General features: G+C 72.0%; 18 protein-coding genes and 1 pseudogene. 11 read left to right on the plus strand and 8 right to left on the minus strand.

Going from position 1 to position 24,125, the window contains the following annotated elements; genetic code table 11:
• Positions 1-7 precede the first annotated feature (7 nt).
• The 3 genes from ABG090_RS04820 to ABG090_RS04830 all read right to left on the minus strand — a co-directional run bounded on the left by ABG090_RS04820 (position 8) and on the right by ABG090_RS04830 (position 6,241).
• Positions 8-1,492, minus strand: coding sequence for a sugar transferase (locus ABG090_RS04820; RefSeq protein ID WP_347756908.1), 1,485 nt, complete (start codon positions 1,490-1,492; stop codon positions 8-10).
• Between the two features lie 249 nt (positions 1,493-1,741).
• On the minus strand, positions 1,742-5,644 hold the full coding sequence (locus ABG090_RS04825; RefSeq protein ID WP_347756910.1) for a multifunctional oxoglutarate decarboxylase/oxoglutarate dehydrogenase thiamine pyrophosphate-binding subunit/dihydrolipoyllysine-residue succinyltransferase subunit: 3,903 nt from the start codon (positions 5,642-5,644) through the stop codon (positions 1,742-1,744).
• Positions 5,645-5,734: 90 nt separating this feature from the next.
• Positions 5,735-6,241, minus strand: coding sequence for an HNH endonuclease (locus ABG090_RS04830; protein ID WP_347756912.1), 507 nt, complete (start codon positions 6,239-6,241; stop codon positions 5,735-5,737).
• Between the two features lie 73 nt (positions 6,242-6,314).
• On the opposite strand from ABG090_RS04830, the gene ABG090_RS04835 reads away from it, so the two are divergent.
• From ABG090_RS04835 to ABG090_RS04855, 5 genes and pseudogenes are all read left to right on the plus strand, one after another.
• Positions 6,315-7,913, plus strand: a complete 1,599-nt coding sequence (locus tag ABG090_RS04835; RefSeq protein WP_347756913.1) for a bifunctional 3'-5' exonuclease/DNA polymerase — start codon at positions 6,315-6,317, stop codon at positions 7,911-7,913.
• Positions 7,914-7,943: 30 nt separating this feature from the next.
• Positions 7,944-9,386 (plus strand): GuaB1 family IMP dehydrogenase-related protein, encoded by a 1,443-nt coding sequence (locus ABG090_RS04840; protein WP_347756915.1) that lies wholly within the window; start codon positions 7,944-7,946, stop codon positions 9,384-9,386.
• 113 nt (positions 9,387-9,499) lie between these two features.
• Positions 9,500-10,810, plus strand: coding sequence for a hemolysin family protein (locus ABG090_RS04845; RefSeq protein ID WP_347756917.1), 1,311 nt, complete (start codon positions 9,500-9,502; stop codon positions 10,808-10,810).
• A complete protein-coding gene (locus ABG090_RS04850) occupies positions 10,807-11,847 on the plus strand; it encodes a hemolysin family protein (RefSeq protein ID WP_347756919.1) in 1,041 nt (346 codons plus the stop codon). Before ABG090_RS04845 ends, ABG090_RS04850 begins: the two co-directional genes overlap by 4 nt.
• Before the next feature lie 167 nt (positions 11,848-12,014).
• Positions 12,015-12,674 (plus strand): annotated as a pseudogene (locus tag ABG090_RS04855) (glycosyltransferase 87 family protein); the annotation flags it as partial.
• A gap of 345 nt (positions 12,675-13,019) precedes the next feature.
• Here the strand turns inward: ABG090_RS04855 and ABG090_RS04860 are convergent.
• Together ABG090_RS04860 and ABG090_RS04865 are read right to left on the minus strand one after the other, a co-directional pair.
• Positions 13,020-14,246 (minus strand): homoserine O-acetyltransferase, encoded by a 1,227-nt coding sequence (locus ABG090_RS04860; protein WP_347756921.1) that lies wholly within the window; start codon positions 14,244-14,246, stop codon positions 13,020-13,022.
• A gap of 22 nt (positions 14,247-14,268) precedes the next feature.
• A complete protein-coding gene (locus tag ABG090_RS04865) occupies positions 14,269-15,588 on the minus strand; it encodes a bifunctional o-acetylhomoserine/o-acetylserine sulfhydrylase (RefSeq protein WP_347756922.1) in 1,320 nt (439 codons plus the stop codon).
• A gap of 152 nt (positions 15,589-15,740) precedes the next feature.
• Between ABG090_RS04865 and ABG090_RS04870 the strand changes: the two genes are divergently transcribed.
• Positions 15,741-16,514, plus strand: a complete 774-nt coding sequence (locus tag ABG090_RS04870) for an SDR family oxidoreductase (protein WP_347756924.1) — start codon at positions 15,741-15,743, stop codon at positions 16,512-16,514.
• Here the strand turns inward: ABG090_RS04870 and ABG090_RS04875 are convergent.
• Positions 16,511-17,938 (minus strand): MFS transporter, encoded by a 1,428-nt coding sequence (locus ABG090_RS04875; protein WP_347757491.1) that lies wholly within the window; start codon positions 17,936-17,938, stop codon positions 16,511-16,513. The genes ABG090_RS04870 and ABG090_RS04875 overlap by 4 nt on opposite strands.
• 117 nt (positions 17,939-18,055) lie before the next feature.
• Between ABG090_RS04875 and ABG090_RS04880 the strand changes: the two genes are divergently transcribed.
• The 5 genes from ABG090_RS04880 to ABG090_RS04900 all read left to right on the plus strand — a co-directional run bounded on the left by ABG090_RS04880 (position 18,056) and on the right by ABG090_RS04900 (position 21,331).
• Entirely contained in the window at positions 18,056-18,616 is a 561-nt protein-coding gene (locus ABG090_RS04880; protein WP_347756925.1) for a YceD family protein, read from the plus strand.
• A gap of 3 nt (positions 18,617-18,619) precedes the next feature.
• Positions 18,620-18,823 (plus strand): 50S ribosomal protein L32, encoded by a 204-nt coding sequence (gene rpmF, locus ABG090_RS04885; protein WP_347756927.1) that lies wholly within the window; start codon positions 18,620-18,622, stop codon positions 18,821-18,823.
• Positions 18,824-18,848: 25 nt separating this feature from the next.
• A complete protein-coding gene (gene rnc, locus ABG090_RS04890) occupies positions 18,849-19,595 on the plus strand; it encodes a ribonuclease III (RefSeq protein WP_347756929.1) in 747 nt (248 codons plus the stop codon).
• A 1-nt stretch (position 19,596) separates the two neighbouring features.
• On the plus strand, positions 19,597-20,466 hold the full coding sequence (mutM, locus tag ABG090_RS04895) for a bifunctional DNA-formamidopyrimidine glycosylase/DNA-(apurinic or apyrimidinic site) lyase (RefSeq protein ID WP_347756930.1): 870 nt from the start codon (positions 19,597-19,599) through the stop codon (positions 20,464-20,466).
• A gap of 232 nt (positions 20,467-20,698) precedes the next feature.
• Positions 20,699-21,331: a DUF2461 domain-containing protein gene (locus ABG090_RS04900; RefSeq protein ID WP_347756932.1), complete on the plus strand. Its 633-nt coding sequence runs from the start codon at positions 20,699-20,701 to the stop codon at positions 21,329-21,331.
• Between the two features lie 132 nt (positions 21,332-21,463).
• Here the strand turns inward: ABG090_RS04900 and ABG090_RS04905 are convergent, their stop codons facing one another.
• The gene (locus ABG090_RS04905; RefSeq protein WP_347756934.1) at positions 21,464-22,867 is read right to left on the minus strand and encodes an aldehyde dehydrogenase family protein; all 1,404 of its coding nucleotides are present in this window, start codon (positions 22,865-22,867) and stop codon (positions 21,464-21,466) included.
• A complete protein-coding gene (locus tag ABG090_RS04910; protein ID WP_347756936.1) occupies positions 22,864-24,000 on the minus strand; it encodes a GNAT family N-acetyltransferase in 1,137 nt (378 codons plus the stop codon). Before ABG090_RS04910 ends, ABG090_RS04905 begins: the two co-directional genes overlap by 4 nt.
• Positions 24,001-24,125: the final 125 nt, after the last annotated feature.

A 24,125-nucleotide genomic window follows, 5' to 3' on the forward strand; every position in this document is an offset into this window, starting at 1 on the left:
GGTGCTCCTAGTAGGCGCCGGCCGGGTGGACGACGACGCGAGCGGTGCGGAAGATGATCATGAGATCCTCCATGACCGACCAGTTCTCGACGTAGCGGAGGTCGAGCCGCACGCTCTCATCCCAGGAGAGGTCGCTGCGGCCGCTGACCTGCCACAGGCCCGTGATGCCGGGCTTCAGGTACAGCCGGCGCAGCACGGTGCCGTCGTAGCTGGTCGCCTCATCCGGCAGCGGAGGGCGCGGGCCGACGACGCTCATCTCGCCCTTGAGCGCGTTCCAGAACTGCGGCAGCTCGTCGAGCGAGTGCTTGCGGAGGAAGCGACCGACGCGCGTCACGCGGGGATCGTGCCGCAGCTTGAACAGCGGGCCGGCGCCGTCGTTCTGCTCCTTGAGGGCCTCGAGCTGCTGCTCGGCATCGACCCGCATGGTGCGGAACTTCAGCATCATGAACGTGCGGCCGTCGCGGCCGACGCGCTCCTGCCGGAACAGCACCGGGCCCGAGGAGTCGAGCTTGATCGCGATCGAGATCGGCACCGAGATGATGGCGACGGCGATGAGCGCGAGCCCGGCGACGACGATGTCGGTCGCGCGCTTGAGCACGTGCTTGCCGCCGTCGAAGGTCGGGATCTGCACCTGGATGAGCGGCAGGCCGTCGACCGGGCGGAAGGAGATGCGCGGACCGGCGACATCGGTGAGCCGGCTGAAGAGCACGAGCTCTGCGCAGGTGCCCTCGAGCTGCCGGCTGAGCTGCGTGAGGTAGTCGGGATCGGCATCCGGCTTGCTCGCCAGGATCACCGTGTCGGCGCCCATGCGCTCGGCCGTCTCGCACAGCGCGGACCTGGAGCCCAGCACGGGGATGGTGCGGTCGCGCAGCGTGAGGGGCTGGCCTCCGTCGCCCTCGATCGCGGCGCCGAGCACGTGGTAGTTGAGGTCGCGCATGCTGCCGAGCCGCTCGAGCACGTAGGCCACTTCGTCGCGATCACCCACCAGGATCGTGCGCGCGACATGATCGCCGATGCGCCTGCGGCTGATGAGCCACCGGCGCCACTGCCAGCGGCCCACGAGCAGCGCGAGGAGGCCGGCGGGGAGCGCGATGAGCAGCTGCAGCCGCATCGCCGGCCAGTCGAAGGCGATGCACGGCACGGCGAGCACGCCGAACGCGAGTGCCGTCGCGTGCACGACGCGGCGGTACTCGAGCGCGCCCGAGCCGAGCATCGCCGTCTCACGGGAGCGGAAGCCGACCAGCGCGATCAGCCACACGGCGGCCGCGAGCGCGGGCGTGGCGAGCACGAGCTCTGGGTAGAGGATGTCGAAGCTGGGTGTCGCCCAGAGCACGCCCATCGTCGTGGTGACGGTCGCGAAGAGGATGATCGATGCGTCGGTGAGCGAGAGCCGCGCGCGGATGCGGCGGTCGCGCTGCAGTCGTCGGGCCAGGGCGGGGGTCGCTCTCGGCGACTGCGCTCCGGTCAGCGGCAGGCCGGGGAGGACACCCACGCCGGCTGCCGCGGGAGCTCCGCCGAACCACCGTGCTGTTGCTGGTGTTGCTGCCCTCTGCACGTCTGCCCCCGCTCCCTGCTGGCCGCCGGAGGATCATCCGTCAGCGATAACAGTGTTTGGTAACAGTATGTGCAAACTTGCGAGGTCCAACAACGGCGGGCGCGCAAAGATCCCCGCACCCTTCGCATGCGGGGACCCGTGCCTGCTGAGCCGTTCCTGAGGGTCGGGCTCGACAGCGGGGCTGGATCAGCCCAGCGCCGACTCCAGGATGGTCGTGAGCTCGCGCGCCGACCGCTTGGCCGAGCCGGTGGCGGGGCTCGCGGACTGCGGGCGACCAACGACCCGGAGCGTGCGCCCGTGCAGGTGGCGGGGGAGTGCCAGGTGCACGAACGGCCACGAGCCCTGGTTGAGCGGCTCCTCCTGCACCCAGACGAGCTGCGCGTCGGGGTAGCGGTCGACGGCGGCGTTGATCTCGTCGACCGGCAGTGGGTAGAGCTGCTCGACCCGCACGAGTGCGACGTCGGAGCGACCGCGCTTGGCGATCTCCGCCTTGAGGTCGTAGTGGATCTTGCCCGAGTGGAGCAGCACCCGCTTGACGGCTCCCGCGTCCTGCACCTGCTGGTCGTCGATCACCGGCTGGAAGCGACCGGTGGTGAAGTCCTCGACCGCGCTCGTCGCATCCCGCAGCCGCAGCATGGCCTTCGGGGTGAAGACCACGAGTGGGCGCCGGGGCAGCGAGTACGCCTGCCGACGCAGCAGGTGGAAGTGGTTCGCCGGGGTGGACGGCCGCGCGATCGTCATGTTGTTCTCGGCGGCCATCTGGAGGAAGCGCTCGATGCGGGCGGACGAGTGATCGGGACCCGCGCCCTCGTAGCCGTGCGGCAGCAGCAGCACGAGCGAGGAGTGCTGGTTCCACTTCTGCTCGGCGGAGGCGATGAACTCGTCGATGACGATCTGGGCCCCGTTGGCGAAGTCGCCGAACTGCGCCTCCCACAGCACGAGCGCGTCGGGGCGCTCGACCGAGTAGCCGTACTCGAACGCCATCGAGGCGTACTCGCTGAGCAGCGAGTCGTAGATCGACAGGCGACCCTGCTCCTCGCCGAGGTTGGCCAGCGGCAGCCACTCCTGGCCGTTGTCCCGGTCGTGCATGACCGCGTGGCGCTGCACGAACGTGCCGCGACGCGTGTCCTGGCCGGACATCCGCACGGGGGTGCCCTCGAGCAGCAGCGTGCCGAGCGCGAGCAGCTCGCCGAACGCCCAGTCGATGCCGCCCTCGCGGCTCGCCTTGACGCGCTTGTCCAGCACCTGCTGCACCTTCGGGTGCACGGTGAACCCGTCCGGCGGGTTGCCATGCGCATCGCCGATGGCCGCGATGACGGCGGCGTCGACCCCGGTGGCCTCTGGCTCGCTGGTCGCGATCTCGGTCAGCTCCGGCGTCACCACGGGCATCGATCCCGTCGCGGCCGCATGCGTCTCCATGAAGGCGCGCTCGAGCTTGCCCTGGAAGTCGGCCTGGGCCGCCTCGTACTCCTCCTTGGTGATGTCACCGCGGCCGACGAGGTTCTCGGCGTAGAGGGTGCGCACGGAGCGCTTCTGCTCGATGAGCGAGTACATGAGCGGCTGGGTCATCGTGGGGTCGTCGCCCTCGTTGTGGCCGCGGCGCCGGTAGCAGATGAGGTCGATGACGATGTCGCGGTTGAACTCCTGGCGATACTGGAACGCCAGCTCGGCGACGCGCACGACCGCCTCGGGGTCGTCGCCGTTGACGTGCAGGATCGGCGCGTGGATCGACTTCGCCACATCCGTGGCGTAGGTCGACGAGCGCGACTCCGTCGGGGGCGTGGTGAAGCCGACCTGGTTGTTCACGACCAGGTGCACCGTGCCGCCGGTCCTGTAGGCGCGCAGCTGCGAGAGCTGGTGCGTCTCGAACACCACGCCCTGCCCGGCGTTCGCGGCATCGCCGTGCACGAGCACGGGGAGCACGTTGTAGTCGCCGTCTGCCAGGCGATCCTGCTTCGCGCGCACGATGCCCTCGAGCACACCGTTGACCGCTTCGAGGTGCGACGGGTTCGCGGCGAGGTAGACCGGCACGGTCGAGCCGTCGGCGGCGGTGAACTCCCCGGCATTGCCGAGGTGGTACTTGACGTCGCCAGAGCCCTGGAAGACGGCGGCGCCCTCGAACTCCTCGAACACCTGGCCGTAGGTCTTGCCGGCGATCGAGGTGAGCACGTTCAGGCGGCCGCGGTGCGGCATGCCGATCGCGACCTCCTCGACGCCCGACTCGGCCGCGCCGGCGAGCATCGCGTCGAGGAACGCGATCATCGACTCCGCGCCCTCCAGCGAGAAGCGCTTCTGGCCGACGTACTTCGTCTGCAGGAAGGTCTCGAAGGCCTCTGCCTCGTTGAGCTTGCGCAGGATGCGCATCTGCTCGTCGTGGGTCGGCTTGACGTAGGGCACCTCGAGATGGCTCTGGAACCACTGGCGCTGCGCCGGGTCGGCGATGTGCATGTACTCGACGCCGATCGTGCGGCAGTACGAGTCGCGCAGCACGCCGAGGATGTCGCGCAGCAGCGCCGAGCGCTTGCCGCCGAACCCGCCGGTGACGAACTCCCGGTCGAGATCCCAGAACGACAGCCCGTGCTGCTCGATCTCGAGGTCGGGGTGCGTGCGCTGCACGTACTCCAGCGGATCGATGTCGGCCATCAGGTGGCCGCGCACGCGGAACGCGTTGATGAGCTGGGTGACGCGCGTCTGCTTCGAGAGCTCGTCGGCCTCGCGCACCGCGACATCCGTCGCCCACTTGATGGGCTCGTAGGGGATCCGCAGGTCGGCGAAGATGCCCTTGTAGAAGTCCTGCTCGCCCACGATCAGGCCGTGCACGATCTTCAGGAACTCGCCGGAGCCCGCGCCCTGGATCACCCGGTGGTCGTAGGTGGAGGTGAGGGTGACGGTCTTGCCGACGCCCGCGTTGGCGAGGGTCTCGGTGCTCGAGCCCATGAACTCGGCCGAGTAGTCGAGCGCGCCGACGCCGATGATGCAGCCCTGCCCCGGCATCAGGCGCGGCACCGAGTGCACGGTGCCGATGCCGCCCGGGTTGGTGAGCGAGATGGTGGTGCCGGCGAAGTCGCCCGCATCGAGCTTGTTGGCCCGAGCCTTCTTCACGAGCGCCTCGTAGGCGGCGACGAACTCCTGGAAGTTCATCGTCTCGCACGCCTTGATGCTCGGCACCAGCAGCGCGCGGGTGCCGTCGGGCTTGGGGATGTCGATGGCGATGCCGAGGTTCACGTGCGGCGGCGCGATCATCGCGGGCTTGCCGTCGACCAGGTCGTAGTAGACGTTCTGGCTCGGGAAGGCCTTGAGCGCCTGCACGAGGGCATAGCCGATGATGTGCGTGAACGACACCTTGCCGCCGCGGGTGCGCCGCAGGTGGTTGTTGATGACGATGCGCTGGTCGATCATGAGCTTCGCCGGCACGGTGCGGACGCTCGTGGCGACCGGCATCGACAGCGACTTGTCCATGTTCACGGCGAGCGTCTTCGGCATGCCGCGGAGCGTCGTGACGACTGGCTCCTCGCTCGGCTCGTCGTCGGCGGGAGCCTTCTTCTCCACTGCCGTCGGCGCATCCGCCGGCACCGGCATCGGCCGGGCGGCCTGGCCGGTGGTCTTGGCGACGATGCCGCCGTCGGCCTTGGTCGCGGGCGCCGGTGTCTCGGCCTGTCCCTCGGTCTCCTCCTGCGGCGCATCCTGCGCACGCTGCGCCTCACCCGAGTCGACCGGCTGGTCGGGGCGCGACTCGGCTCGCTGCGGCTGCCGCGGCGGCGTGGGTCGCTTGGGCGCGGCGGCCTGCTCGGGTGCATCGCGGGGCTCGGGTGCGTCACTGGGCTCGGGTGCGCTGGGCTCGGGTGCGTCCGATGCCGATGCCGATGCCGATGCCGGTGCCGGTGCGGGGGCCTTGGGCGCCGCGTTCGCAGGGGGCGCCTCGCTCATGCTGGTGGCGGCGCCACCGGCGTCACGCTGGGCGGCGTAGCGCTCCAGGATGGGCCACCACGATCGGGCGACCGAGTCCTTGTCCTTGAGGAAGAGCTGGTACTGCTCCTCCACGAGCCACTCGTTCGCTCCGAAATCGTTGTCGTCCGCAGGGGTGGACACGGTATCGATCGCCTCTTTCGAAATCTCCGGGCATGCCGCAGGCAGTCCGCGGCGACACTGCCGACAAGCATAGTGGCGCGCGCGGCAGGCTCAATGCGCCAGGCCGAGCTCCTGCAGGTCGACGCCGGCGGCTGCGACAGCGAGCAGCAGCACCTCGCGCCGCCAGACCACGCGAGGCTCGAACCGCAGGCGCATGCCCGCCTCGGCCGGGGTGCGCGAGCCCTTGGCGCCGTTGCACGCGACGCAGGCGGTGATCGTGTTGAGCCAGGTCGAGGCGCCGCCGCGAGAGGCCGGATGGATGTGGTCGATCGTCGCGCCGGGCGCGCCGCAGTACGCGCAGCGGTGGTCGTCGCGCGCGAGCACGCCGCGTCGGCTCCACGGCACCGGTGCATACAGGCGCGTGTGCGGGATCTGCACGTAGTCGTTGAAGACCACCACGCGCGGCACGGGGAGTTCGAGCGAGTTGGAGCGGATGACGCCATCGGCCGCCAGCATGATCTGCGCGCGCTCCTTGACGATGAACGCCACCGCGCGCTGCAGCGAAGCGACGCCGATGGGCTCGAGCGTCGCGTTGAGCACCACCACCTGCGCAGTCATCGCTGTCTCCGACGTCCATCGTGCCGCATCCGGGCCGACATCGGGAGTGGGCGCGGCGCACTAGCGTGCAGGCATGGTCGCCGCGAGCTTCGACGTGGGCGTCGCACCGCTCGACCGCGGGGCGCGCATCGCGGTGGCGACCCTGGCGGACGGGCGCGCGAGGGATGTCGCGGTGCACGCGAGCGCGCGGGTCGCCGACGATCCCCGAGTGGCCGCGCCGGGGGCGCGCATCGTCTGGCAGGACGCCAGGGCGATCGCGGGCTCGCTGCTCGACGCCGGGCTCGCGCTGGAGCGGGTGCGGGATGTGCGGCTCGTGCATCGGATCCTCGTCGAGGCTCGCGGCATCGAGGCGGAGGAGCGGTGGGCCCGGCCGCTGCGCGCCGACGCCGGGGGGCTCTTCTCGCTGGCCCCGGAGGCGGAGCCGCTCGATGCGCTCGCGGCGCAGCTGGCGCTGCAGGAGGCGGCGATCGGCGACGATGCAGGGCTGCGGATGCTCGCCGCCGCCGAGTCGATGGGCGGGGTGCTGTCGGTGGAGCTCAGCCGCCAGGGCCTGCCGTTCGATCGCGCCCGGCACGACGCGCTGCTGGTCGGCGCGCTGGGGGAGCGCCACGCGGGCACGGGCCCCGGCTCGCGGCCGCGCAGGATGGAGGCGCTCGCGGTCGAGATCCGCGCAGCGCTCGCGACGCCGTCGCTCAACCCCGATTCGCCGCAGGAGGTGCTGAAGGCGCTCAAGCGGGCCGGCGTCGACGTCGCCTCGACGGCGCGCTGGGAGCTGCGCGAGCACGACCATCCGGTCATCGCGCCGCTCATCGAGTACAAGCACCTCGCGCGGCTGCACACCGCGAACGGCTGGTCGTGGGCGCAGCGCTGGGCTCGCAGCGACGCGCAGGGCCGCTGCCGGCTCGCGATCGAGTACGTGCCCGGCGGCGTCGTCACGGGGCGCTGGGCGACAGAGGGCTCCGGCGCGATGCAGATCGCCCGGCAGATCCGCGGAGCGGTCGCCGCGGAGCCGGGCATGCGACTGGTGGTCGCCGACGCCGCGCAGCTCGAGCCGCGCGCGCTCGCGGCCATCGCGCGCGACGAGGCGCTGGCCGACGCGGGCCGCGGCACCGATCTGTACCGGGGCCTGGTCGATCGCGGCGTCGTCGCCACGAGGCAGCAGGCGAAGCTCGGCATGCTGGGGGCGCTCTACGGCGGCACCACGGGGGAGTCGGCGGTGGTGCTGCCGCGGCTGGCGCGCGCGTACCCGAAGGCGATGGGTGTCGTGGAGTCGGCTGCCAGAGCCGGCGAGCGTCGGGAGCGGGTGCGCACGTGGCTCGGGCGCACCTCGCCGCTGCCAGCCCCGTGGGGCGACGATCAGCGCGGGCAGCGACAGGCGCGCGCGTGGGGCCGCTTCACGCGCAACTTCGTCGTGCAGGGGACCGCTGCCGAATGGGCGCTGGCCTGGATGGCGGGCATCCGGCGCGGCATCCGCGACATCGACGGCGCCGCGCTCGTCTGCTTCCTGCACGATGAGGTGATCGTGCAGGCGCCTGCCGAGCGCGCGGCAGAGGTGGCCGAGACGGTCGGGGCGGCCGCGGCGGAGGCCGGCCGGCTGCTGTTCGGACGATTCCCGATCGACTTCCCCGTGCAGACCGCGATCGTCGAGGACTGGAGCCAGGCGAAGGACTGAGCGCTCGGCGCGCACATCTACCCTGGTCGTATGCGCTTCATCGACGACATCCCCGAGCACGACCTCACCTACTCGGACGTCTTCCTGGTGCCCAGCCGCAGCGACATCGGGTCGCGCATGAGCGTCGATCTCTCACCCGACGACGGCACGCGCGCGACGCTGCCGATCGTGGCGTCGAACATGAACTCGGTCACCGGCCCGCGCATGGCCGCGACGCTCGCGCGCCGTGGTGCGCTCGCCGTGCTGACGCAGGATCCGCCGATCGAGGACACGTGCCGCTCGATCGCGTGGGTGAAGGCGCAGCCGATCGGCCTCGAGTCGGCGCACACGGCGAGGCCCGGCGACGTCGTCGCCGCCGTGCTCGAGCGGGTGCCGGCGCTCCCCGGACACTGCGTCGTGATCGAGGGCGCCGACGGCGAGATGCTGGGCGCCATCCCGGCCGAGCGGCTGGCCTCGGCGCTGCCGGACGCCACGCTCGGCGACCTGCTGCACTCCCGCCTGCCGGAGCTCTCGCCCGCCGACGTCGCCGACGGCCGCGCCATGTTCGCCGCGCTCGAGCGCGCCGGCGTCGAGGTCGCGCCCGTGGTCGATGGCGGTCGCTGCCTCGGCATCGCCTCACGGCTGGGCGCCCTGCGCGCCGACATCTACCGGCCCGCGCTGGACGCATCCGGCCGCCTGCACGTCGCCGCGGCGGTCGGCATCAACGGCGACCCGGGCGCGAAGGCGGCGGCGCTCGTGGAGGCGGGCGCGGATGTCATCGTCGTCGACACCGCGCACGGCCACCAGGGCGGCATGCTGCGCGCGCTCGAGGCCGTGCGCGCCGCGGTCGGCGACGCGCTGCCGGTCGCGGCCGGCAACGTGGTCTCCTCCGACGGCGTGCGCGACCTGGTCGCCGCCGGCGCGTCGATCCTGAAGGTCGGCGTCGGTCCCGGCGCCATGTGCACGACACGCATGATGACGGCGGTCGGTCGGCCGCAGTTCTCGGCGGTGCTGGACACGGCGGCGACCGCGCTCGAGCTCGACGCGCGCGTGTGGGCCGACGGCGGCGTGCGCTACCCGCGCGACGTCGCGCTCGCGCTCGCCGCCGGCGCGTCGAGCGTCATGGTCGGGTCGTGGTTCGCCGGCACCATCGAGGCGCCCGGGCGGCTGCAGCGCGACGAGCGCGGACGCCTCTACAAGGAGTCGTGGGGCATGGCCTCGACGCGCGCGGTGCTGGGGCGCAACGCCGGCCTGGACGCGTACGAGCTGGCGCGCAAGACGCTCTTCGCCGAGGGCATCTCGACCTCCACGATCCTGCTCGACCCGCAGCGTCCGAGCGTCGAGGACCTGCTCGACATGATCACCTCCGGCGTGCGCTCGTCGTTCACCTACGCCGGGGCGTCGAGCGTGCCGGAGTTCCGGGATCGCGCGCGCGTCGGCGTGCAGTCTGCGGCCGGCTACGAGGAGGGCAAGGCGCTCCCGGTCAGCTGGTGAGCCACGCCCGTCGGGCTGCGGCCCGCCACCGTGGTGCCCTGGGTCGCGGTCGATATGATGCTCCTCGTGAACGACGACAACAGTCATAGTCCCAAGCCGGATCCGATCGGCTGATGGACCTCATCCTCATCTCCATCGGCGTCATCCTGACGATCGGAACCGGCCTCTTCGTCGCGAGCGAGTTTGCGCTCGTGAATCTCGACCGCTCGGATGTCGAAGCCCGGCGCGACCGCGGCGAGCTCCGGCTGGTCGGCACCATCAAGGCGCTGAAGCAGACCTCGACGCACCTCTCGAGCGCGCAGCTGGGCATCACGCTCACCACGCTCCTCACCGGCTACACGATGGAGCCCGCCATCTCGCGCCTCCTCACGCCCGTGCTGGTCTCCTGGGGGCTCGCGGAGCCGGTCGCCGGCCCCGCGTCGAGCGTCATCGCCATGACCGGGGCGACCGTGCTGTCGATGATCATCGGCGAGCTCGTGCCCAAGAACCTCGCGCTCGCGAAGCCGCTCGGCACCGCCATCGCCGTCACGCCCTTCCAGCGAGCGTTCACCGCCGTCTTCAAGCCCGCCGTGCTCGGCCTCAACGGCTCGGCCAACGGCATCCTGCGCTCGATCGGCATCGAGCCGAAGGAGGAGCTCTCGGGCGCCAGGACGGCGGAGGAGCTCACGACCCTCGTGCGCCGCAGCGCCATGGAGGGCGCGCTCGACCTCGACCACGCGACGCTGCTGTCGCGCACGCTGCGCTTCTCGGAGCTCGCGGCGGGCGACGTGATGACGCCCCGCCCGCGGGTGGAGGCGATCGAGCGCGGCGACTCGGTCGCGGATCTGGTCGCGCTCGCGCACCGCACCGGCTTCTCGCGCTTCCCCGTCATCGATGGCGACCTCGACGAGGTGATCGGCATCGCGCACGTCAAGCAGGCGATCTCGGTGCCGCGCGATCGGCGCGCCGATGTGCCCGTCGCGGCGATCGCCGAGGACCCGCACCGGGTGCCGGAGTCGGTGCACCTGGATGCGCTGCTGTCGGACCTGAAGGAGAGCGGCTACCAGCTGGCGATCGTGGTCGACGAGTACGGCGGCACTGCCGGGATCGCGACGCTGGAGGATCTGGTGGAGGAGGTCGTCGGGGAGGTCTCGGACGAGCACGACCGCATGCACGTCGACGTCATCCAGGGGCCGGGCTGGACGAGCTTCCCCGGCGAGTTCCGCCCTGACGAGCTCGCCGAGCGGGCCCGCATCACGATCCCGAAGGACGGGCCCTACGAGACCGTCGGCGGATTCATCATGAGTGAGCTCGGCTCGCTGCCCACCGTCGGCGACACCGTCGAGATCGACAGCGGCACGCTGCGGGTCGAGCGCGTCGATGGCCGCCGCGTCGATCGCGTGCGCCACATCGACCGGCCGCGAGCGCAGGAGGAGGAGCGATGAGCGACTGGCTCGGCATCCTCTGGCTGGTCATCCTGCTGGCCGCCAACGGCTTCTTCGTCGGCGCGGAGTTCGCCGTCATCTCCGCCAAGCGCAGCCAGATCGAGCCGCTGGCCGACCGCGGCAACCGCGCCGCGAAGCTGGCGCTGTGGGCGATGGAGCATGTCTCGCTCATGCTCGCCATGTGCCAGTTGGGCATCACCGTCTGCTCGCTGCTGATCCTGAACGTCTCGGAGCCGGCGATCCACCACCTGCTCGAGGGCCCGCTGGAGTGGACGGGCATCCCGCCGGAGGTGGTCTCGATCGTCGCCTTCGTGATCGCGCTGCTGCTCGTGACCTACCTGCACGTGGTGCTCGGCGAGATGGTGCCGAAGAACGCCGCCTTCTCGGTGCCCGACCGGGCGGTGCTGCTGCTCGCGCCGCCGCTCGTGCTCATCTCGCGCGTCTTCAAGCCCGTCATCTGGATCATGAACGCGGTGGCCAACGGCATCCTGCGGGCCTTCGGCGTGCAGCCGGTCGACGAGGCCGCGAGCGCGTTCACGATCGACGAGGTGGAGACCATCGTCGAGACCTCGAAGCGCGAGGGGCTGCTGTTCGACCCCACCGGTGCGATCAGCCGCACGTTCGAGTTCACCGAGCGCCGCGTGCGCGACGTGGCGCTGCCGCTCGACGAGATCGTCACGCTGGCGCCGAACGCGACCCCCACCGACATCGAGGCGGCGGTGCGCGAGCGCGGCTTCTCGCGCTACGTCGTGACGGACGCCGAGGGCACGCCGAACGGCTACGTGCACATCAAGGACGTGCTGGGTGCCGACGACGTCGACGCCGACCTGCCGGTGCCGTCGAAGCGCATCCGGCAGCTCGCCTCGATCTACCAGGACGCCGAGGTCGAGGATGCGCTCGCGCTCATGCGCTCGACCGGAGCGCACATCGCCCGCTCCTTCGACGAGCACGGCGACACGACCGGCCTGCTGTTCCTGGAGGACATCATCGAGGAGCTCGTGGGTGAAGTGCGAGACGCCACCAGGAGGCTGTTCTGACGCGCGATCGCGCATGGCTCTGGCTCGCGTTCGGGGGCGTGCACGCGCTGCTCGCGATCGCGAACATCCCGAGCGTCTCGGACGCCTACGGCGACGTGCTCGCGGTCTACCCCTTCTGGGTCGAGGAGGGCCTGGCTGGTCGACGGCTCGGCATCGATGCCGAGTGGGTGTATCCGCTGCTGGCCTGGGCGCCGATCCTGGTCGCGAACCTGCTGGGGCCGGAGCTGCTCCCGCTGGTGTGGATCTTCATGGTCACCGCCCTCGACGCGGTCGCCTTCGCGATGCTGCTGCGCGTGCCGCGTGGCCACGTGCTCGCGTGGGTGTGGCTCGGCCTGCAGCTCGCGCTCGGGCCGGTCGCGCTCGCTCGCATCGACACGGTGGCGGTGGCGGTGTGCGTCATCGGTCTGGTCGTGCTGCGGCAGGGCAGGACGGGCTGGGCGGCGGCAGCGTTCACCGTCGCGGCCTGGATGAAGGTGTGGCCCGGCGTGCTCTACCTCGCGCTGCTCATCGCGCGCCGGCAGCGCGGCAGGATCCTCGCGGCCGGGGCGATCGTGTCGGCGGCGGTGCTGCTGGTGGCGCTGCTGCTCGGCTCGCAGCACGCGCTCTCGTTCCTCACCCAGCAGGGCGACCGCGGCCTGCAGATCGAGGCGGTCGCGGCCACGCCGTTCATGTGGCTCGCGGCGGTCGGCGACGGCCACGTCTCCTTCGACCGTCAGCTCTACACGTTCCAGGTCGACTTCGACGGCGTCGGGCGGATCGCCGATCTCGCCACCCCGGTGCTCGTGCTCACCGTCGCGGCGCTGGCCGTGCTCGGGGCGCTCGCGGTGCGGCGCTCGCACGGGCGTGAGGCGATCGTCTGGCTCGCCGTCGCGCTCGTCGCGGCGATGATCGTGACGAACAAGGTCGGCTCGCCCCAGTTCGTGCTCTGGCTCACGCTCCCGGCGCTGCTGCTGGCCGAGGCGGGCGCGCGCCGCCACTGGATCGGCGTCGGAGCGATCGGCACCGTGGCCGTGCTGACCCAGCTGCAGTTCCCGTGGACGTACGACGCGCTGGTGGTCGCCGATCCGCTCGCGGTGCTGCTGCTGACGCTGCGCAACCTCGTGCACGTGGGGATCCTGGTGGGCGCCGTGTGGATGCTCGTGCGGTCGGCGCGCCGGGGGCCCTTCGCCCTCTCAGGCGATGAGCGTCGCGAGCAGGTCGCCCACGCGGCCGGACTCGATGAGGAACGCGTCGTGGCCGAAGCCGCTCTCGAGCACGATGGGCTCGGCACCGGAGGTGCAGGTGGGGATGCCGGCGGCGAGGCGCTGCTGGTCGGCGACGGGGAAGAGCCGGTCGCTGGAGATGCCGACGACGAGCGTCGGTGAGGTGACGCGCGCGAGCGCCGCCTCGACACCGCCGCGGCCGCGGCCCACGTCGTGCGTCGACATGGCGTCGACCAGCCGCACGTAGGAGCCGGCGTCGAAGCGACGCGTGAAGCGGTTGCCGTGCACGTCGAGGTAGGACTCGACCTGGAAGCGGCCGCCGGCGAGCGGGTCGAGGCTCGACTGCCAGGCGCGCTGGAACCGCTCGTTGAGCTCCTGCTGCGAGCGGTAGCCGAGCATCGCCATCCGGCGCGCGAGCGCCAGGCCCCGAGCGGGCCCCGCGCCGGCGGGAAGATCGTAGAAGTCGCCGCCCAGCCAGCCGGGGTCCGTGGTGACGGCTTCGAGCTGCAGCGTGTTCTGCGCGATCTGGTCGGCGCTCGTGGCGGCGTTGGAGGCGAGCAGCGCGGTCCGGCCGACCCGCTCCGGGTGGGCGATCGCCCACTCCAGCGCGTGCATGCCGCCCATCGAGCCGCCCACGACCGCGTGCCAGCGAGCGATGCCGAGGCGGTCCGCGAGCCTGCGCTGCGCCTCGACCTGGTCGCGCACCGTGACGCGGGGGAAGCGCGACCCCAGCTCGATGCCGTCGGGCGCGAGCGACGCGGGCCCGGTGGTGCCCTGGCAGCCGCCGAGCATGTTGGGGGCGACGACGAAGTGCCGGTCGGTGTCGATCGCGAGGCCCGGGCCCACGACCTCCTCCCACCAGCCGGCGGTCGCGTGTCCGGGACCGGCCGGTCCGCGCACGTGGCTGTCGCCCGTGAGCGCATGCAGCACCAGCACGGCGTTGTCGCGCGCCTCGTTGAGGCGACCCCAGGTCTCGTAGGCGACCACCGCATCCGCGATCCTGCCGCCTGCCTCGACGTCGACGTCGCCGATGCGGGCGAAGCGCCGCTCGCCGGGATCGTCGCCGGGGCGCCACGCGCCCGTGACGGGCACGGTGCCGCTGCTGACGTGGCCCGGCCCGGCGAGCACCGCGTCATGGAGGCGCGACGCGGGCACCCTGGCGGCCGGCTGCGCGTCGTCGCTCAGCTGCCAGTCCACGGGTGCCCGCCTGCCGCGCTCGTCAGGCCGTCGCCGCCGGCACCGGCGTCGACACCGCGGCGGCAGCCTCGAGGCCGCGCACCAGGTCGGCGATGAGGTCGTCGACGTGCTCGATGCCGACCGAGAGGCGCACGAGGCCGGGGGTGACGCCGGCGGAGAGCTGCTGCTCGGGGCTCAGCTGCGCGTGCGTGGTCGACGCCGGGTGGATGACGAGCGATCGCACGTCGCCGATGTTGGCGAGGTGGCTGAAGAGCTCGAGGGAGTCGACGAACGCCTTGCCAGCCTCGACGCCGCCGACGAGCTCGAACGAGAGCACGGCGCCGGTGCCCTTGGGGGCGATCTGCTTGCCGCGCGCATGCCAGGGGCTGGAGGGCAGACCCGCGTAGTGCACCGCCGCGATCTGCGGGTGGGCCTCGAGGAACTGCGCGACCTTCGTGGCGTTCGCGACGTGGCGGTCGATGCGGAGCGAGAGCGTCTCGATGCCCTGCAGCAGCTGCCAGGCGGCATCCGGGTTCGCGGCCGCACCGGTGTCGCGCAGCAGCGTCACGCGGGCCTTCACGATGTAGGCGAGGGCGTCGCCGAGCGCCTCGGTGTAGGTCACGCCGTGGTACGACTCGTCGGGCGTCGTGAGGCCCGGGAAGCGGTCGGAGGTGGACCAGGGGAACCTGCCGCCGTCGACGATCGCGCCGGCGACGACCGAGCCGTGGCCGCCCAGGAACTTGGTCGCCGAGTGCACGACGATGTCGGCGCCGTGCTCGAGCGGCCGCAGCAGGTACGGGGTGGCGATGGTGTTGTCGACGATGAGCGGCACGCCCGCGTCGTGGGCGACCGACGCGACGCCGGCGATGTCGAGCAGGTTGATGCGCGGGTTGCCGATCGTCTCGCCGAACAGCGCCTTCGTGTTGGGCCGGATGGCGCGACGCCACTCGTCGAGGTCGTCCTGATCGGCGACGAAGGTCACCTCGATGCCGAGCCGGCGGAGCGTGAAGTTGAAGAGGTTGTAGGTGCCGCCGTAGATCGAGGAGGAGGCGACGAAGTGGTCGCCCGACTCGGCGATGTTCAGGATCGCGTAGGTGGTCGCCGACTGGCCGGAGGCGAGCAGCAGCGCGGCGGTGCCGCCCTCGAGCGCGGCGATGCGCTGCTCGGCGACGTCGTTGGTGGGGTTCTGGATGCGCGAGTAGATGTTGCCGAACTCGGCCAGGCCGAACAGGCGGGCGGCGTGGTCGGTGCTGTCGAACACGTAGGAGGTGGTGCGGTAGACGGGAGTGATCCGCGCCTTGGTGGTGGGATCGGGCTGGGCGCCGGCGTGCACCTGCAGGGTCTCGAACTTCCAGTCGCTCATGGTGTCTCCTTGCTGGGCCTGGGCGGAGCCAGGGTGATGAGGTCGTGCCACCAGTGTGCGGCGGTGCCTCGCGCTTGGCGAGGCGGCGGCGTCGCATGACGTAACACTCGCATCGATTGGCGCAACCGGTCGGCGTTTGGTTGCATGGCGGCATGAGCGAGAAGCGGATCATCGTCACGGGAGCATCGAGCGGCATCGGCGAGGCGGTGGCGCGGCAGGCGGTGGCGCGCGGCTGGCAGGTGCTCGCCGTCGCCCGGCGCGAGGAGCGGCTCTCGGCACTCGCTGCCGAGATCGGCTGCGAGACCTTCGTCGCCGACCTCACCGACGAGGCGTCGGTCGCCGCGTTCGCGCGGGCGGCGGCAGCGTTCAGCCCCACGAGCCTCGTGCAGGTTGCGGGCGGCGCGAAGGGTGCGGCCGAGCTCGCCGAGACCTCGATCGATGACTGGCGCTGGATGTTCGAGGCGAACGTCATCGGCACCAAGCGCGTCATCGACGCAGTGCTGCCGCTGCTGCGCGCATCGACCGTCGACGGCTCGTACGCCGAGATCATGGTCGTCACCTCGATCGCCGCGACCGTGCCGTACCCGAACGGCTCCGGCTACAACGCCGCGAAGTCCGCCGAGAAGCAGCTCGTCGACGTGCTGCGGCTGGAGCTGCACGGGGAGCCGATCCGCGTGATGGAGATCGCGCCGGGGATGGTCTGGACCGAGGAGTTCAGCCTGGTGCGCTTCGAGGGCGACAAGGAGAAGGCGGACGCGGTCTACCGGGACGTGCAGGATCCGCTCTCGGCCGACGACGTCGCGCAGGTCATGACCGACATCCTGGCGCTGCCCGGGCACGTCTCGATCGACGAGACGATCATCAAGCCGGTCGCCCAGACGCATCCGTGGCGCGTGTTCAAGGGGCCGCTGCGGGCGAAGGCCTAACCGACCGGCGCGGCCTGCTCGGCCTGCGGCTCCGGGTCGGCGAAGGCCAGCTTCGGCACCGTGATGAGGCCGACGGCAGCCACGAGTGCGGTGACGCCGCAGATGATCCACACCACGATGTAGCCGCCGATGCTGGCCGCGGTGCCGATGGCGCCGACGGCGAGCACGATGGCGAAGATCGAGGAGGCGAACGAGCCGCCGATGGTCTTCGTCGTGTTCGTCATCGCGGCCGCCACACCGGTCTGGCCGCGTGGCGCTGCCGCTGCAGCGGCTGCCGGGAGCGCCCCCACGAGCGCGCCGGAGCCGACGCCTGCGACGGCCATGCAGGCGAACACCTGCCAGATCTCCAGGTGGAACGGCACGAGCAGCAGGTAGCCGACGCCGACGAGCGTGGCAGCGACGATCAGGAGCAGTCGCGGGCGCACGCGCGCCGAGAGCACCGCGAGCGCGGCGGCACCGACGATGAGCGACAGCAGGTAGACGCCGATGAGGATCGAGCGCCCGCTCGCGTCGAGTCCCAGGCCGTAGCCGAGGGCGGGGTCGGTGCCGGCGTAGGTCGCCAGCGGCGTCTGCGCCCCGAGCAGGCTGACCCCCACGAGTCCGGCGGTGAGCTGCACGGGCCACATCTCCGGCCGACGCATGACGCGCAGGTCGATGGCCGGGTCCGCCTTGCCGAGCACCCACCTGCCGAACGGCAGCAGCAGCGCGACGCCGAGCGCCATCACGGCCCAGCCCCACCACGCCTCGGGGCCGCCGATCTTGAGGAACGTGAGACCGGAGGTGATCGTGAGCAGCGACAGCGCCAGCAGCACGAAGCCGCCGGCGTCGAGGCTGCGGCCGGGGAGCGGCTCCGACTCGGGCACGCCCCAGAGGATCGCGAAGAAGCAGACGGTGACCATGACGGCGGGCAGCATGAGGGTCGGCGACATCGCCTCGCCGAAGGCGCCGAAGGCCATCGCGGCGCCGAGCGCGCCGACGATGGCGCCGGCCTCCAGCGCGATGACCAGCAGGCCGGCGGCGCGACGGGTCGCCGAGGGGGCGGCGCCCATGCGGCGGCCGCGGTCGAAGATGAGCGCCACCTCGAGCGGCAGCCACACGGTGTAGGCGCCCTGCAGCGAGAAGGCGACGAGGTAGCTCACGAAGTCGCCGGAGAACGCCATCCACCAGCTCGCACCGGCGGTGATCGCGGTCGAGACCAGCAGCATCTTCTTGTGGCCGTGCATGTCACCGAGCTTCGCGAGCACCGGCACCATGAGCGCCGAGAGCAGCAGCTGCCCGGCCTCGAACCAGTTGACGTCGGCATCGGTGACGCCGATGTGGCGGGCGATGTCCGGGGTGAGGGTGACGTAGTAGCCCTGCAGCACGCCGCTCGTGAGCTCGACGAACACGAGCCAGCCGATCAGGGCAAGGGGCAGCGCGCGCATGGTCGACACGGATGCATCATGACATCTCGTGGCAGGAATCCTCAGGAACTGCGTGCGGCGCGCGGGCACGATCCCCGCCCTTCGGCGCGTGGCGCGCGCGTGGCGTAGGATGGAGGGATGCCCACCCCCCATCCGTTCGTGATCTCTGTGCGCGACATCTCGCGCCAGCCGGGGCACATGCGCGAGGTCTATCGGACCGCACCCTTCGGGGAGAAGGTCGGCGAAGGCCTCGCGGCGGTGCTGCCCGATCAGCCCGTCGAGCTGGTGCTGCGCCTCGAGAGCGTGCACGAGGGCATCCTGGCGACCGGAACCGCTGATGCCATGGCGCTCGCGACCTGCGCGCGATGCCTCACCGAGTTCGACCTGGACCTCCATGTCGACTTCCTCGAGCTCTTCGCGTATGATGGTGCGTCGGAATCCGACTACCTCGTGGTCGACGAAACAGTCGACATGCTTTCGGTGGTCCGGGACGCGGTTGTGCTGGCGCTGCCGTTCCAACCGGTCGACCGACCGGACTGCTCTGGGCTCGACCCGGAGACAGGGGAGCGGCTCGAGCCGGGCACCGATCACGTGCCGGCGGAGACCATCGATCCTCGGTGGGCTGCGCTCCAAGGTTTCGCACAAGATGTAGCCGACGACTCGTCGGATGATGACGCCCCGGCGTCGAAGAAGGAGTGAGCAATGGCTGTTCCCAAGAGGAAGATGTCGCGGTCGAACACCCGTGCGCGCCGTTCGCAGTGGAAGGCCGAGGCCCCCACGCTGGTCAAGACGGTCGAGGGCGGCAAGACCGTCTACAGCCTCCCGCACCGCGCGAAGGTGGTCGAGGACTCGGCCGGCACCCCGCTGTACATGGAGTACAAGGGCCGCAAGGTCGCCGACGTCTGATCCCTCTGACGAGGATCGCCGTCGCATGACGGAGCACGCGCGCACGGCCGCCACGACCGGATCGGATCACCCGACGGCCGCGGCGGCGCAGCGCCGACTGCTGGAACAGCTCGGGGTCGACATCGACCCCGAGCTCTTCGCGTTGGCGCTCACCCATCGGTCCTGGGCGTACGAGCAGGGCGGCGTGCCGCACAACGAGCGCCTCGAGTTCCTCGGCGACTCGATCCTCGGGCAGGCCATCACGATCGAGCTGTACCGCCGCTTCCCGGACTCCACCGAGGGCGAGCTCGCGAAGCGACGCGCGGGCGTCGTCTCCACCGTTGCCCTGGCCGAGGTGGCTCGCGGCATCGGGCTCGGCGAGCACATCCTGCTCGGCAAGGGCGAGGCCGCATCGGGTGGCGCCGACAAGGCGTCGATCCTGGCCGACACCATGGAGGCGATCTTCGGGGCCGCGTTCCTGAGCGCGGGGCACGCCGAGTCGGCGCAGCTGGTGCTGCGACTCGTCGCACCGCTGCTCGACGATCCCGGCCGCACCGGCGCCGCGCTCGACCCCAAGACCGCGCTGCAGGAGGTCGCTGCCGCGCGCGGCATGGGCGCCCCCGCCTACGAGATCGAGGCCGCCGGCCCCGACCACGCGCGCACGTTCACCGCCACGGTGCACATCGACGATCGAGCCGTCGCGAGCGGCACGGGCACCAGCAAGAAGGTCGCCGAGATGGCGGCCGCGCTCGCCGCGCACGGCCAGCTCACCGCCGCCGGCGCCGAGCACTGACGTGCCGGAGCTGCCGGAGGTCGAGGTCGTCCGCGCCGGCCTCGCGCTCGCCGTCCGCGGCGCGCGCGTGGAGGGCGTCGAGGTGCTCGACGCGCGCTCGATCTCGCGCCACGACGGCGACGCGGCCGCGTTCGAGGCGGCGCTCGTCGGCCGCACGCTCGACGAGCCCGCTCGCCGCGGCAAGTTCCTCTGGGTGCCGCTGGACGACGGCGAGGACGCGCTGCTGGCGCACCTGGGCATGTCCGGCCAACTGCTGGTGCGCGAACCGGGGGCGGCAGCCGACCGCCACACGCGCATCCGCCTGCTGCTCGAGCAGCCGAGGCACGGCGCGCTCGAGATCCGCTTCGCCGATCAGCGGCTCTTCGGCGGTCTCGCGGTGCGCCCGACGCGCGACGGCATCCCCGACCAGGCCGCCCACATCGCGCTCGACCCGATGCATCCCGACTTCGACGCGGTCGCGGTCGCGCGCCGGCTGCGACAGCGTCGGCAGGGCGTGAAGGCGGCGCTGCTCGACCAGCAGCTGATCTCCGGCATCGGCAACATCTACGCCGACGAGGCGCTGTGGCGGAGCAGGCTGCACTACGCGACGCCGGGCCAGCGGCTCTCGCAGGTGCGCGCGCTCGCGCTGCTCGCCGATGTGCGCGACGTGCTCGCGCAGGCGCTCGCCGAGGGCGGCACCTCCTTCGACGCGCAGTACGTGAACGTCAACGGGCAGGCCGGCTACTTCGAGCACAGCCTCAACGCCTACGGCCGCGGCGGCCAGCCCTGCCGTCGCTGCGGCACGATCATGGTGCGCGAGGCGTGGGCGAACCGCGGCTCGACGCGCTGCCCGCGCTGCCAGCGGCGCCCGCGCGGCCTCGCGGTCGCCTGACCGCCGCCCCGCTGCCCCGCCCCGCCGCCCCGCCGCCCGCTGCGCTCTCCTGCCGCCCCATCCCGCCCCGCCGCCCAGCTGCGCCCTCCCGCTGAGCGAGTGGTGCTCCTGCGCCTGACTGGTGCCGGCGTGCCAGCACCGGTCGGGCGCACCTGCCCCAGTCGCGGGCCGGATGGGTGCGCGCGGGGCGGGCCGGATTGGCGCTGGCCGCGGGCGGACGTAGGCTCGTCGGATGGCCTTCGACGGATTCACGCCCGACGCCTTCGCCTTCTACCGCGAGCTCGTGGTGTACAACGAGCGGCCCTGGTGGCAGGCGAACAAGCCGCGCTACGACACGCACGTGCGCGCGCCGTTCGAGGCGCTGGCAGAGGAGCTCGAACCGGTCGCGAGCGCCGTCAAGATCTACCGTCCGTATCGCGACGTGCGCTTCAGCCACGACAAGACGCCCTACAAGACCAGGCAGGGCCTGTTCGCGCAGCGCGCGCCCGGCATCGGATGGTTCGTCAACCTGGATGCCGACGGCGTCTCGCTGGGCGGCGGCTTCTTCGGCGACGCCACGCTCACGAAGGCCTACCGGGCGGCCGTGGAGGCGGTCGGCGCCGGCACCGAGCTCGAGGGCGTCGTCGCCGATCTGGAAGCGGGCGGCTACGAGCTCGCCGGCGAGCAGCTGAAGACCGCGCCGCGCGGCACCGACCCCGCGCATCCGCGCATCGGGCTGCTGCGCTACAAGTGGATGACCGCCAGGCGTCGGCTGAGCGAGGCGGATGCGGTGGGGCCGGGGCTGCTGGACGCGCTGTTCGACACCGTCGACGACCTGCAGCCGCTCGTGGGGTGGGCGGCGGCGCACGTGGCGCCCAAGCGCTGAACCGGCCTCGTGACGCGTCCGCCTGCGGCGGGCGCTCCTCGGCCGACGGGGGTGCGCCCGCCTACGGCGGGCGCTGCTCGGACGACGGGGTGCACGCGCCTGCGGCGAGCGCTCCTCGGCCGACGGGTGCGGTCAGCGCACGATGCGCTTGACGAACGCCGCGCGCAGCTCGCCGAAGGGCGGGTACAGCAGCCGCAGCGTGTCGAGCGCGGTCGGCTTCGACAGCACGCCCTTGTGATGGCTGAAGGCGTCGAACGAGTAGCGCCCGTGGTAGCGGCCCGTGCCGCTCTCGCCGACGCCGCCGAACGGCAGCGCCTTCGCGCCGTAGTGCGCCACCACGACGTTCACCCCGACCGAGCCGGAACTCGTCTCGCGCTCCACCCGCCGCACGACCTCGCGGTCGCGGGCGAAGACGTAGAGCGCGAGCGGCTTGGCACGATGGTGCATCGACTCGATGAAGGCGTCGACGCCATCGACCGGCAGCACGGGCAGGATCGGGCCGAAGATCTCCTCCTGCATCACCGGCGCATCCTCGTCGACGTCGGTCAGGATGGTCGGCGCCAGGTACCGCTCGTCGGCATCGACGTCGCCGCCCGAGACGACGGTGCCGCCGCCCAGCAGCCCGCGCAGGCGCGCGAGGTGCTTGCCGTTGATGATGCGCGAGTAGTCCGGCGAGGTGCGGGCATCGCCGAGCTGCTCGGCCGTGGCGCGCCGCAGCTGCTCGACCAGCTCGTCCGCTACCTCGCGGTCGACGCGGATGTAGTCGGGGGCGACGCACGTCTGACCGGCGTTCAGCCACTTGCCCCAGGCGATGCGACGTGCGGCGGTCGGGATGTCTGCGGAGCGGTGCACGTAGACCGGGCTCTTGCCGCCGAGCTCGAGCACGGTCGGGGTCAGGTGCTTCGCCGCGGCTTCCGCGACGATGCGCGCGACCTGCGCGTTGCCGGTGTAGAAGATGAGATCCCAGCGCTGCTCGAGCAGCGCCGTGGTCTCGGGCACGCCGCCCTCGACCACCCGCACCGATCGCGCATCGAGGTAGGCCGGCACCAGGCGCGCGAGCAGCGCGGAGGTGGCGGGCGCGACCTCGGAGGGCTTCAGCACCACGCTGCATCCGGCGGCGAGCGCACCGATCACGGGCCCGAGGGCGAGCTGCAGCGGGTAGTTCCAGGGCGCGATCACGAGCGTCGCGCCCAAGGGCTCCGGCACCGTCTTCCCGAGCGCGGGCTGCAGCGCGAGCTGCAGCGGCACGGGCGTCGGCAGCATCCAGTGCCACAGGTGCCGCCTGGCGTGCTGCGCCTCACCGACCGTGAAGGCGATCTCGCTCAGGTGCGCCTCGACCTCGCTCTTGCCGAGGTCGGCGGCGAGCGCCGCCTCCCACAGCGACACGTTCTGCAGCAGCATGCGCACGAGCGCGTCGAGCTGCCGCTCGCGGTAGGCGCGCCGGCGGGTCAGCCCCTGCGTCACCTGCAGCCGCAGCTCGTCGGCGATGCCGTCGACGGATGGGTCTGCTCGGCGTGGTGCGTGCTGGTCGCTCATGCCTCCATGCTCGCAGGCCCGGCCGTGGATGCCGGATCCTCATCGACATCCTCATCGACGCGTCGCTGCCATCCGCCCTCCGCGCCGACGGCGACGAAGCCGAGCGCTTCGTTGACGCGCAGCATCGGTCGGTTCTCCTCAGCGTTCCAGGTGAGCACGCGCGTGCGGTCGGGGTGCAGCCGGCGCAGCTGGAGCAGGTTCTCCGCCTTCACGAGCATGCCGAGCCGATGGCCGCGATGGTCGGCGCGCACGAGGGTGTCCTCCTGCACGGCGGGCCTGCCGGGCTCCGGCAGCAGCAGCACCGTGAACGCGACGGTCTCGCCGCTGCCGCGCTCGATCGCGATCGCCTGCAGGGCGATCTGATGCGCGGCGTCCCACTCGCTCTCGAGCCGCTGCAGCCGGGCGGCATCCCAGCGCTCCGCGTCGATCGCGAGACCCGCCATCGGCGCGTCCGTCATCATGCGGGCGTGCAGTGCGGCCATCGCCTCGCGAAGCGGGCGCGGCGTGCTGCCCTGCCACGCGCGCACCTCGTACCGATCGGCGGCGTGCGCGAGCGCCGCGGCCCGGTGCGCCGCGAGCGAGCCGTGCGCGGCGGGCACGTCGAGCTCGGACACGCGCTCGATCTGCTCGAGCCGGTAGCCCGCAGAGCGCAGCAGCTGCGCCGGGGCATCCGCGGCGATCGCGCCGTGCTCGCTGGCCGGAGTGAGCTGCGGCTCGCCGGCGACCGGCAGCCGGTGGTCGGCCCAGGTCTGCAGGGTGCGCGCGCCCAGCTGGAGCGCTTCGCGCTCGACCCGCTGCAGAAGCATCCGTCCGATGCCTCGACCGCGGGCCTCCGGCACGACCCAGACCGAGATGTAGGCGACCGTCGCTCCCGCTTCGCGGCTCATGCTCACGATGCACCGGCCGACGTCCCGCCCCGCCTCACTCACGAGCCAGCGCAGCGCGAGCTCGTCCTCGGCATTGCGCAGGCTCGCGACGATCTCCTCCACCGACGTGTCGGCCCGCTCGTCGCCCCAGAAGTGCTGGCTGACCCGATTCGCGGTCCGGACGTAGCGCGCGATGATCGAGAGCGCCGGCTCGTCGAAGTCGTCGGCGGGCACCGGCAGCGGTGTCCACGTGAGCCTCGAATCCATCACGGCGCCTCCCTGGGCGTTCCGGGTCGCCACCGGCGCGTCGCTCGAGCGGGCAGCGTTGCAGAATAGACCCGCGCGCGCCGTGCGCGCAACGGGGAGACGCCCGGCTACGGTGTTCGAAGCCA

This window comes from Agrococcus sp. ProA11, from assembly GCF_039880525.1.
GTDB classification, from domain to species: Bacteria; Actinomycetota; Actinomycetes; order Actinomycetales; family Microbacteriaceae; genus Agrococcus; species Agrococcus chionoecetis.

Coding starts and splice junctions, on each gene's coding strand:
- ABG090_RS04845 (WP_347756917.1), top strand. CDS start 9,500: ATGGACCTCATCCTCATCTCCATCGGCGTCATCCTGACGATCGGAACC.
- ABG090_RS04900 (WP_347756932.1), top strand. CDS start 20,699: ATGGCCTTCGACGGATTCACGCCCGACGCCTTCGCCTTCTACCGCGAG.
- ABG090_RS04835 (WP_347756913.1), top strand. CDS start 6,315: ATGGTCGCCGCGAGCTTCGACGTGGGCGTCGCACCGCTCGACCGCGGG.
- ABG090_RS04910 (WP_347756936.1), bottom strand. CDS start 24,000: ATGGATTCGAGGCTCACGTGGACACCGCTGCCGGTGCCCGCCGACGAC.
- ABG090_RS04850 (WP_347756919.1), top strand. CDS start 10,807: ATGAGCGACTGGCTCGGCATCCTCTGGCTGGTCATCCTGCTGGCCGCC.
- ABG090_RS04880 (WP_347756925.1), top strand. CDS start 18,056: ATGCCCACCCCCCATCCGTTCGTGATCTCTGTGCGCGACATCTCGCGC.
- ABG090_RS04875 (WP_347757491.1), bottom strand. CDS start 17,938: ATGCGCGCGCTGCCCCTTGCCCTGATCGGCTGGCTCGTGTTCGTCGAG.
- ABG090_RS04905 (WP_347756934.1), bottom strand. CDS start 22,867: ATGAGCGACCAGCACGCACCACGCCGAGCAGACCCATCCGTCGACGGC.
- ABG090_RS04830 (WP_347756912.1), bottom strand. CDS start 6,241: ATGACTGCGCAGGTGGTGGTGCTCAACGCGACGCTCGAGCCCATCGGC.
- ABG090_RS04840 (WP_347756915.1), top strand. CDS start 7,944: ATGCGCTTCATCGACGACATCCCCGAGCACGACCTCACCTACTCGGAC.
- rnc (WP_347756929.1), top strand. CDS start 18,849: ATGACGGAGCACGCGCGCACGGCCGCCACGACCGGATCGGATCACCCG.
- rpmF (WP_347756927.1), top strand. CDS start 18,620: ATGGCTGTTCCCAAGAGGAAGATGTCGCGGTCGAACACCCGTGCGCGC.
- ABG090_RS04865 (WP_347756922.1), bottom strand. CDS start 15,588: ATGAGCGACTGGAAGTTCGAGACCCTGCAGGTGCACGCCGGCGCCCAG.
- ABG090_RS04870 (WP_347756924.1), top strand. CDS start 15,741: ATGAGCGAGAAGCGGATCATCGTCACGGGAGCATCGAGCGGCATCGGC.